We start from the raw sequence: 234 nt of genomic DNA on the forward strand, positions 1-234 counted from the left end.
TCCCCCACTTTGGTCCGAAGACGTTATGCGGTATTAGCTACCGTTTCCAGTAGTTATCCCCCTCCACCGGGCAGTTTCCCAGACATTACTCACCCGTCCGCCACTCGTCACCCGGGGAGCAAGCTCCCCTGTGCTACCGTCCGACTTGCATGTGTTAGGCCTGCCGCCAGCGTTCAATCTGAGCCATGATCAAACTCTTCAATTTAAAGTTTGATTTGCTTAAACAAGTTAAGC

At 52.1% G+C, this 234-nt stretch carries 1 rRNA gene; it reads right to left on the reverse strand.

What is annotated here, in order from left to right:
* A 16S ribosomal RNA gene (locus C1Y41_RS19775) occupies positions 1–205 on the reverse strand; the annotation flags it as partial.
* Positions 206–234: the final 29 nt, after the last annotated feature.

This window comes from Pantoea sp. ICBG 1758 (assembly GCF_002928325.1).
Lineage (GTDB): Bacteria > Pseudomonadota > Gammaproteobacteria > Enterobacterales > Enterobacteriaceae > Pantoea > Pantoea eucrina.